Origin of the sequence: Corallococcus llansteffanensis, assembly GCF_003612055.1 — a bacterium.
Taxonomy (GTDB): domain Bacteria; phylum Myxococcota; class Myxococcia; order Myxococcales; family Myxococcaceae; genus Corallococcus; species Corallococcus llansteffanensis.
In genome coordinates, this window is record NZ_RAWB01000388.1 from 1 (window position 1) to 9,480 (window position 9,480).

General features: G+C 69.8%; 7 protein-coding genes. 5 read left to right on the top strand and 2 right to left on the bottom strand.

The annotated features are described in order from the left end of the window. The coding region (locus D7V93_RS29245) for a hybrid sensor histidine kinase/response regulator (RefSeq protein ID WP_147451391.1) at nt 1-1,179 on the top strand (1,179 nt) is incomplete at its 5' end. A 28-nt stretch (nt 1,180-1,207) separates the two neighbouring features. Here D7V93_RS29245 and D7V93_RS29250 read toward each other — a convergent pair. Together D7V93_RS29250 and rho are read right to left on the bottom strand one after the other, a co-directional pair. Continuing rightward, nucleotides 1,208-1,528, bottom strand: a complete 321-nt coding sequence (locus tag D7V93_RS29250) for a hypothetical protein (protein WP_120646517.1) — start codon at nt 1,526-1,528, stop codon at nt 1,208-1,210. A gap of 24 nt (nt 1,529-1,552) precedes the next feature. Continuing rightward, complete coding sequence (rho, locus tag D7V93_RS29255; RefSeq protein WP_208723183.1) at nt 1,553-3,166, bottom strand: transcription termination factor Rho; 1,614 nt, start codon at nt 3,164-3,166, stop codon at nt 1,553-1,555. Nucleotides 3,167-3,820: 654 nt separating this feature from the next. On the opposite strand from rho, the gene ligA reads away from it, so the two are divergent. The 4 genes from ligA to D7V93_RS29275 form a co-directional block, all read left to right on the top strand. Next, a complete protein-coding gene (gene ligA / locus D7V93_RS29260; protein ID WP_120646518.1) occupies nt 3,821-5,845 on the top strand; it encodes an NAD-dependent DNA ligase LigA in 2,025 nt (674 codons plus the stop codon). A 10-nt stretch (nt 5,846-5,855) separates the two neighbouring features. Further along, on the top strand, nt 5,856-6,143 hold the full coding sequence (locus D7V93_RS29265) for an acylphosphatase (protein ID WP_120646519.1): 288 nt from the start codon (nt 5,856-5,858) through the stop codon (nt 6,141-6,143). Next, entirely contained in the window at nt 6,140-6,583 is a 444-nt protein-coding gene (locus D7V93_RS29270; RefSeq protein WP_120611148.1) for a DUF3052 family protein, read from the top strand. Before D7V93_RS29265 ends, D7V93_RS29270 begins: the two co-directional genes overlap by 4 nt. Nucleotides 6,584-7,165: 582 nt before the next feature. Beyond that, the coding region (locus D7V93_RS29275) for an Rne/Rng family ribonuclease (RefSeq protein WP_120646520.1) at nt 7,166-9,480 on the top strand (2,315 nt) is incomplete at its 3' end.

Here is a 9,480-nt window from a genome sequence, read left to right on the forward strand (position 1 = left end):
TCCCGAGCCCCCGCGCCGCCCCCCCAGGAGACGCACGCCCAGGAGGAGTTGCCCCGCGCGCGCATCCTGCTCGCGGACGACAACCGGGACATGCGCGACTACATCCAGCGCGTGCTCTCCACCGCCTACGAGGTGGAGGCGGTGAAGGACGGCCAGAAGGCGCTGGAGTCCGCGCTGGCCCATCCGCCGGACCTGGTGCTGTCGGACGTGATGATGCCGCGCCTGGATGGCGTGGGCCTGCTGCGGGCCCTGCGCGCGGCGCCACAGACGCGCGAGCTGCCCATCCTCCTGCTGTCCGCGAAGGCCGGCGAGCAGGCCACCGTGGAGGGGCTCTCCTCCGGGGCGGATGACTACCTGGTGAAGCCCTTCTCCGCCGCGGAGCTGCTGGCGCGCATCGCGTCCAACCTGAGGCTGGCGCGGATGCGCAGCGAGGTGGCGGACGAGCGCGCCCGGGCCGAGGGCCTGAGCGAAGCGCTGCACGCCCGGGACGACTTCCTCTCCGTGGCGGCGCACGAGCTGCGCACGCCGCTGGCCGCCTTCCAGCTCCACCTGGAGCTGCTCGAGCGGGGCCTGGGCCGGGACGCGCCGCCCAAGGCGCTGGAGCGCCTGAAGCAGGCCCGGTCCTTCATCCGGCGGCTGGCGACGCTGGTGGACGTGCTGATGGACGTGTCGCAGATCACCAGCGGCCGGCTGAAGCTCAACCTCGGCGACGTGGACCTGGCGGAGCTGCTGGTGGAGGTGACGCGCTTCGCGGAGGAAGAGGCCCGCCGCGACGGCACGCAGCTCACCGTCACCGTGCACGGGCCGGTGACGGGCACCTTCGACCCGTCCCGCATCGCCCAGGTGGTGAACAACCTGGTGTCCAACGCGCTGAAGTTCGGCCGGGGCAAGCCGGTGGACGTGACGCTGCAACCGGACGGCGAGGTGGTGCGCCTGAGCGTGGTGGACCGGGGCATCGGCATCCGTCCGGAGGACCGCGAGCGCATCTTCGGGCGCTTCGAGCGCGCCGTGTCCACGCACCACTACGGCGGCCTGGGCCTGGGGCTCTGGGTGTCACGGCAGGTGGTGGAGGCGCACCAGGGCCGCATCGACGTGGAGGACACGCCGGGCGGCGGCACCACGTTCCGCGTGACGCTGCCGTTGAAGGAGGCCCCGGTGCCCACGGCCCAGGTGGGCTGAAGGCGGCGGGCAGGGGCTCCGCTGCGACTTACTGGCAGGCCCCAGCGCAGCGCGCGTTGCGGCACACCGGGATGCAGCGGCCGCAGTCGATGCTGTCGGGAGGACACGTCCCGTCGCACCGCACATTGGCGCAGTTGGGGCCCTCCGAGCGGTGGGTGACGGCGTTGCCTTCACCACAGCACGCGCTCGCCACGCAGTCCGAGTCGTCGTAGCAGACCGCGCTGGAGAGCACCGGGGGCGCGTCTTCTATCGGCAGGTCCTCCACCCCCAGGTCGCACCCCGCCAACAGGCCCAGGGTGACGCCCGCGACGGCGCGGGCGAGGGAATGGAGGAAGCGGGGACGGCGCATGGATGGAGCTCCTTGACCGGCAGACTACCGGTTCATCGAGCCCAGGAACTCCGCGTTCGCCGCCGTCGGACGCATGTGCTTGAGAACGAACTCCATCGCGTCGATGGGGGTGAAGGGGTGGAGCACCTGGCGCAACGCCGTAATGCGCACCAGGTCCGACTGCGACAAGAGGAGCTCCTCCTTTCGCGTGCCGGATTTGTTGATGTCGAGCGTTGGGAAGATGCGCTTCTCCATCAACTTCCGATCCAGGACGATTTCGGAGTTACCCGTGCCCTTGAACTCCTCGAAGATCACCTCATCCATGCGGCTGCCGGTGTCGATGAGCGCCGTGCCGATGATGGTGAGGCTGCCGCCCTCCTCGATGTTGCGCGCGGCGCCGAAGAAGCGCTTGGGCTTGTGGAGCGCGTTGGCGTCCACGCCGCCGGAGAGGATCTTCCCGGACGCCGGCACCACCGTGTTGTAGGCGCGCGCCAGACGGGTGATGGAGTCCAGCAGGATGCACACGTCGTACTTCTGCTCGACGAGGCGCTTGGCCTTGTCGATGACCATCTCCGCCACCTGCACGTGGCGCGTGGCGGGCTCGTCGAAGGTGGAGGACACCACCTCGCCGCGCACGCTGCGCTCCATGTCCGTCACTTCCTCCGGACGCTCATCCACCAGGAGGACGATGAGGTAGACGTCCGGGTGGTTGCGGCTGATGGCGTGCGCGATGTTCTGCAGCAGCACCGTCTTGCCGGCCTTCGGGGGCGCCACGATGAGACAGCGCTGGCCCAGGCCGATGGGGCAGAACATGTCGATGATGCGCGTCGTCATCTCCGACGACTCGTGCTCCAGCTTGAGCTTGCGCGTCGGATACAGCGGCGTGAGGTTGTCGAACAGGATGCGCTCGCGCGCAGCGTCCGACATCGGGTCCTCGAAGTTGACCTTGTCCACCTTCTGCAGCGCGAAGAAGCGCTCGCCCTCGCGGGGCTGGCGGATGGGGCCCGTCACCGTATCGCCGGGGCGCAGCGTGAAGCGGCGCACCTGCGACGGCGACACGTAGATGTCGTCCGGGGACGGCTGGTAGTCGCTGTCCGCGCTGCGCAGGAACCCGAAGCCGTCGCTCAAGAGCTCCAGCACGCCCTCGGCGTGGACCTCGAAGCGCTTGTCCGCGATGCCACCCAGCAGCGCGAAGATGAGGTCCTGCTTCTTGAGGCCCTGGTAGCCCTCGACGCCCACGTCCTGGGCCATCTTCGCCAGCTCGATGATCTTCATCCGCTTCAGGTCATTGAGCTTGATGACCTGCATCGGCGCGCCGTCGCGGTCCACCTCCGTGATGGCGGGGGACTCGGCGGACTCCTGCGGGGCGGGCGTCGCGGAAGCGGCGTCGTCCGACGTCGTCTCCTCCGCGCGGAACTCCTGGAGCTCATCGTCGCGCACGGGGCGGGAGATGGGCGTGAGCACCGGGCGGGGCGCCTCGGCGACCACCTCCAGGGCCTCCTCGACGGGGGCCTCTTCCCGGCGGGCCGGCGCACGGCGTGAGCGCGGCGCGGGCTTCTCCGCCTCCTTCGCCGCCGCGCGCTTGCGGCGGGGCTTCTCCTCCGCGGCGACGAACGGGGGCGCGACTACCTTCTCTCGGGGGGAACGGGCTTTGGCCATGACAGTCAGCAGACGGAATGGGGGGAAGCGCCCGAAGGCTCGGGCAGGCTGTACGCGGGACGTTGTCCGTCCGCGCGGCGCTCGGAAGCACCTTCCAGGAGGGCAGCACCACCCGGGTCCATGAACGGGACCGGAGGGCGCGTGGGCCTGTGGTTGGGAAGAGACGACGCGGGGGAACCCCTGCGTCAGGAACCGCCCCGGAAACTATTGACCCCCTCCAGAGCTGTCAAGGCATCCGTGCCTTGCACCGTCCCGTTTTTCAGGGGGTTGCACTGGAGGGAGGGACTTTTGCTACCAGGGAATACGCTATGTAGCTGAAATTCGGGCCTACCGGGGTGCGTCCTGCACCTCCGCCTGATTGAACACGCGTCCCCGGGTCCCTCCTTCCCACCGGTCGCCGGAGATTCCAACCCCTGCGGTCGCCGGGAATTCCAACCCCTGGCGAAGCCTCCGGCCCGCCGCGGCGCCTTCCAGGGGAGTGGGCGGGGGCCCCGGGACCCTACGTATCAGGTGGGGAAGACACGACGGAGGTCCAGGGTGTGGGGGCCGCTCGCAGAGCAGTCCTGTCAGGTGGGCCCGCTAGAGTGGTCCTCATCCAACGAGGGGCGTGCGCATCCTGGCCGCGCTGCCGAATTGGGGTAAGGACAACACCCCGTGGACACCTTCCCGAAAGCCGAAGCCCGCGCGCGAGCGCTCCGTCAGGAGCTCGCCCACCACAACCACCGCTACTACGTGCTCGACTCGCCGGAGATCAGCGACGCGCAGTACGACACGCTGATGCGCGAGCTCCAGGGGCTGGAGGAGAAGTACCCCCAGCTCGCCACGCCGGACTCCCCCACCCAGCGCGTGGGCGGCGCGGCGGTGGAGGACTTCGGCCAGGTGGTGCACAGCGCGCAGATGCTGTCGCTCGCGAACATCTTCGACGACGAGGGGCTGCAGGAGTTCGAGGAGCGCATCCGCAAGCTCACCGGCCTGACGCAGGTGGGCTTCGTGTGCGAGCCCAAGCTGGACGGCCTGGCCATCGCGTTGCGGTACGAGGACGGCCGCTTCGTCCTGGGCGCCACCCGGGGTGACGGCACCACCGGCGAGGACGTCACGTCCAACCTGCGCACCATCAAGAGCCTGCCCCTGGAGCTGTTCCCCCACGACGGCGTGAAGGTGCCGAAGCGGCTGGAGGTGCGCGGCGAGATCTTCATCCGCAAGGAGGACTTCCGCAAGCTCAACGAGAAGCGCGAAGAGGAAGGCGAGTCGCTCTTCGCCAACCCGCGCAACGCCGCCGCGGGCAGCCTGCGCCAGCTGGACCCCAAGGAGACCGCCGCCCGTCCCCTCTCCATCTACCTGTACGAGTGCGGCCCCAGCGAGGGCCTGCCCACGTTCAAGACGCACACCGACAAGCTGGAGTACCTGAAGACGCTCGGCCTGCCGGTCAACCACTACAAGCCCGCCCTGGGCGCCGACGGCATCCGCCAGCGCTACGACGAGTCCCTCAAGGGCCGCCACGCCCTGCCCTTCGAGGTGGACGGCATGGTGGTGAAGGTGGACGACGAGGACCTGCGTCGCCGCCTGGGCCAGGTGTCCAAGAGCCCGCGCTGGGCGGTGGCCTACAAGTTCCCGCCGGAGGAGGAGTCCACGGAGGTGCAGGACATCGGCATCCAGGTGGGCCGCACGGGCGCGCTCACGCCGGTGGCGCACCTGAAGCCGGTGAAGGTGGGCGGCGTGACGGTGTCGCGCGCCACGCTGCACAACGAGGACGAGCTGCGCCGCAAGGACGTGCGCCGGGGCGACACCGTCTTCGTGCGCCGCGCGGGCGACGTGATTCCGGAGATCGTCTCCGTGGTGCCCTCCAAGCGCCCGAAGGACTCCCAGCCCTTCACCTTCCCCACGCACTGCCCGGTGTGCGGCGCGCTGGCGGCGAAGGACGAGGACGGCGCCATCATCCGCTGCACGGGCGCGTCCTGCCCCGCGCAGCTCGTGGAGAAGGTGCGCCACTTCGCCAGCCGCCTCGCGCTGGACATCGAAGGGCTGGGGGACAAGCTGGCCACGCAGCTCGTCACCTCCGGTCAGGTGAAGACGTTCGCGGACCTCTTCGCGCTCACCAAGGAGTCCCTGATGAAGCTGGAGCGCATGGGGGAGAAGAGCGCGGAGAACCTCCTGGCGTCCATCGCGGGGTCCAGGAACACCACCCAGCGCCGCTTCCTGTACTCCCTGGGCATCCGCCACGTGGGCGACGCCACGGCGCGCGCGCTGGCGGAGGCCTTCCCCCAGGTGAAGACGCTCTTCACCGCGAGCCTGGAGGACATCAGCCGGGTGAAGGACGTGGGCCCGGTGATGGCGCAGGTCATCCATACCTTCTTCCAGGAGCCGCAGAACCAGGTCACCATCCAGGCCCTCCTGGACGCGGGCGTGACGCCGGCGCCGCCGGAGGTCGCCACGGGCGGCCCCTTCGTGGGCAAGACGGTGGTGCTCACCGGCACGATGGCGGGGCTGGCGCGCGAGCAGGCCAAGGAGGAAATCGAACGGCGGGGAGGCAAGGTGGCTGGAAGTGTCTCGCGCAAGACCGATTTCGTGGTGGCGGGAGACGACGCGGGGAGCAAGCTGAAGAAGGCGCAGGAACTCGGGGTAAGAATCCTGGATGAGCAGGCGTTCCTGCGGATGCTAGAAGGGACCGCCAGAGCATGAGGCCAGAGGCATGAGCACCCAGCGCCGGGCGACCCTGCGCATCCAGGGCACGGTCCAGGGAGTCTCCTTCCGGGAGAGCTCCCGCGCCGAGGCGCTGCGTCTGGGCCTGCGAGGCTGGGTGCGAAACCGGAGCGATGGCTCCGTGGAGGCCACGGTGGAAGGCGAACCCGCCGCGCTGGAAGCATTCATCCGCTGGTGCCACGAGGGCCCCCGCACGGCGCGCGTCACGGACGTGACGCGCACGGACGACGAGGCCACGGGCGAATTCCGTACCTTCATCGTGGAGCGCACGTCATGACGCCCTACGCGCTGTCCTCCCTGGCCGCCATGCTGGGCATCCGCTCCGGCACTAAGGTCTCCGTCATCAACCCCCCGCGGGGCTTCGTGCAGAAGCTCAACCCGCTGCCGGACGGGGTGGAGTTCCTCGTCACCGCCCAGACGGGGCTGGACGTCATCCTCTTCTTCACCACCGACGCCACGGAGCTGGTGCAGCGGCTGCCCGCCCTGTCGCGCGCCACCACCCTCACCGGCGGCATCTGGGTCTGCTGGCCCACGGGCGAGGGCGTGAAGACGGTCCTGTCCGAGGACTTCGTGCGCCAGGCGGCGCTCGACATCGGGCTCGTCGACAACAAGATCTGCGTCATCGACGAGGCCTGGACGGCCCTGCGGCTGGTGCGCCGTCCGCGCGGGCGGCTGGACAAGCCCGAGGGCCGCAAGCAGGCCCCCGCGCAGGCCTGAGGCGCCGGGAAGAGGCCTGGACGCCCGAACAGCGTCCGGGCGGCGGAGCCCGGCGCCATCTGCCCGACAGTGGATGAACGGGCGCTTCTTGCCTTTACACACCTGGAGGGGCGTGAAAAACTCTCCGTGTTTCTGGGCAGTTGTGTGACGCCCCGCGTTGGCGGGACATCAGGCCCAGGCATGAATTTCGACGGGTTGCGCTTCCGGTTTCCTCCGGACGTCCCTGCTGCTCCGGGGCCCCCAGCGCCCCCCCAAGGTGGCCCACGAACGGGCACCGACCGGGTGTGGAAGAGGGGGCGGACGGCACGGGCGTGGTGGAGGCCTCGAGCGCTTGAAGAGAAGCAGCCCCGCCCGGCACGGTGCCGGTCGCAATGCGGGGCGACATGAACTCGGAGGAGCAGGCGGTGATGTCCTCGGCCCTCACCCAGGCGATGCGTTCTCCCTCCGGGTCTTCCGGAAGGCGTCCACACGTCGGAGGGCCGCAAGCCGCCTCTCCCCTCGCAGCGTGCTCGGAGGTGTGGCTCTTCGCCGCCCCCCGTCCGGTGAGGACCTCCCTACCGCGCGCGCTTCCAGGATTCATCCATGAGCAGTGTGCTCGTCATCAACGCCGCGGGTCGGGAGACCCGGGTGGCGCTCGTCGAGGGCGGCCATATCGCGGAGTTCTACCTCGAGCGTAAGAAGGACAAGGGCGTCGTCGGAAACATCTACAAGGGCCGTGTCGTCCGGGTGCTCCCGGGCATGCAGGCGGCTTTTGTCGACATCGGGTTGGAGAAGGCCGCCTTCCTGTATGTCAGCGACGTCGTCTACGACCCCGACTTCGCCCGCGCCCAGTTCGAGCTGACCGAGGGCGAGCACGAGGACGCCCCGGAGGTCCCCACCGAATCCGAGGCCGACACCTTCGAGGCCGCTGCGTCCACGGTCCCGGAGAAGGACGCGCACGCGCCCGCCCTTCCCCCGGGCCCGGAGGTCGCCGCGGCCAGCGTGGAGCCGGTGTTGGCGCACGACACCGCGCTGGCGCTGGACGTCCAGGCCCAGTCCCCCCAGGAGCCGGCTCAGGAAGTCCCTGCCGCTCCGGCCGTGAGCGAGCCCGTCACCGAGCAGGGGCAGGAGCAGCCCCCGGCGCCGGTGGAGGCCCAGGCGCCGCAGGCCGTGGCCGCCGTCGAGGAGTCGCAGGTCACGGTGTCCACCGCCGCCGTGGCGGTGCCGCTGTCGGACACGGGCCTGCCGGTGGACGAGTCCCCCGTGCTGGTTCAGGAGACGCACGCGGAGACCGTCACCGTCGCCACGCTCGCCGAGGGCAGTGGCGCGCAGGGCGGTGAAGGCATCCCCGCGGCCGCCGAGCCGCCGCCGCACGCGGCCGCCCTGGGCGACCTCATCCCCCCGCCCGCCACCGAGTCCGCCCGTCCGGGTGAGGTCTCCGGTGAGCGCCGCACGCCGCGCGAGGCCCGGGAGGCCCGCGAGCCGCGCGCCCGGGACGGCCGTGAGAAGGAGAAGGAGAAGGAGAAGGACAAGCGCCGCCCAGAGGGCCCTCCCCGCCGCGAGAAGCGCGAAGACGACAAGGAGAAGCCCAAGCAGCGCAAGACGGACAAGATTGAAGACCTGCTGAAGGTCGGCCAGGAGGTGGTGGTCCAGATCTCCAAGGACCCCATCGGCACCAAGGGTGCGCGGCTCACCTCGCACATCTCCATCCCCGGCCGTCACCTGGTGTTCATGCCCACGGTGGACCACGTGGGCATCAGCCGCCGCATCTCCAACGAGAAGGAGCGCCGGCGGCTGCGTGACATCGTGGACCGGCTGCGGCCGCCCGGCACGGGCTTCATCGTGCGCACCGTGGCGGAGAACGTTCCCCAGGAGAAGCTGGAGAGCGACATCCGGTTCCTCATCGAGGTGTGGAACCAGGTGGTGCGCCGCAACGAGAAGCGCGGCGGACCGGGCCTGCTGCACCCCGACCTGGACCTCATCCTGCGCGCCACGCGCGACCTGTTCGCCCACGACGTGGAGAAGCTCGTCGTGGACGACGCGGAGGAGTACGAGCGCATCCAGGGCTTCGTCACCGCGCAGGACCCGGCGCTGCGCGACCGCGTGGTGCTGCACGAGACGGACGAGCCCGTCTTCGACGCCTACGGCATCGAGCAGGAGCTGCAGCGGGCCACCCAGCGCAAGGTGTGGCTGAAGAGCGGCGGCTACCTCATCATCGACCAGGCCGAGGCGCTCACCGCCATCGACGTCAACTCGGGCCGCTACGTCGGCAAGAAGAGCCTCGAGGAGACCATCACCAAGATCAACGTCGAGGCGGCCAAGGAGATCGTCTACCAGCTCCGGCTGCGCAACATCGGCGGCATCATCATCTGCGACTTCATCGACATGGAGAAGGCGCAGAACCGCGACAAGGTCTTCAAGTCGCTGCAGGAAGCGCTGGGCCGCGACAAGGCCAAGACGAACGTGCTGCGCATCTCCGAGCTGGGCCTGGTGGAGATGACGCGCAAGCGCGTGCGCGAGTCCATTGGCCGCGTGCTGCACGAGGACTGCCCGTACTGCGACGGCAAGGGCTTCGTGAAGACGGCCACCACGGTGGCGTACGAGATCTTCCGGGAGATCCGCCGCGAGGCGCCGGGCTACAAGGACTCCACGCTCGTCATCAACTGCAACGCGGAGGTCGCGCGGCTCTTGCAGGGCGAGGAGCGCAACGAGCTGCGGCACCTGATGGACCGCTACAACAAGTCCATCCAGGTCAAGGCGCAGCAGAACTACCACCGCGAGCAGTACGACATCTACGGCCGGTCGGCCACGGGCCCCGAGCACAAGGTGGCCTCGTCGCCGGGCTCCGGTGACGGCGAGCTCGCCATGCAGCAGCGCCGCCCGGAGAACGCCTACGGGCGACAGGATCAGGGCCGACG

Coding starts and splice junctions, on each gene's coding strand:
- D7V93_RS29270 (WP_120611148.1), top strand. CDS start 6,140: ATGACGCCCTACGCGCTGTCCTCCCTGGCCGCCATGCTGGGCATCCGC.
- D7V93_RS29250 (WP_120646517.1), bottom strand. CDS start 1,528: ATGCGCCGTCCCCGCTTCCTCCATTCCCTCGCCCGCGCCGTCGCGGGC.
- D7V93_RS29265 (WP_120646519.1), top strand. CDS start 5,856: ATGAGCACCCAGCGCCGGGCGACCCTGCGCATCCAGGGCACGGTCCAG.
- rho (WP_208723183.1), bottom strand. CDS start 3,166: ATGGCCAAAGCCCGTTCCCCCCGAGAGAAGGTAGTCGCGCCCCCGTTC.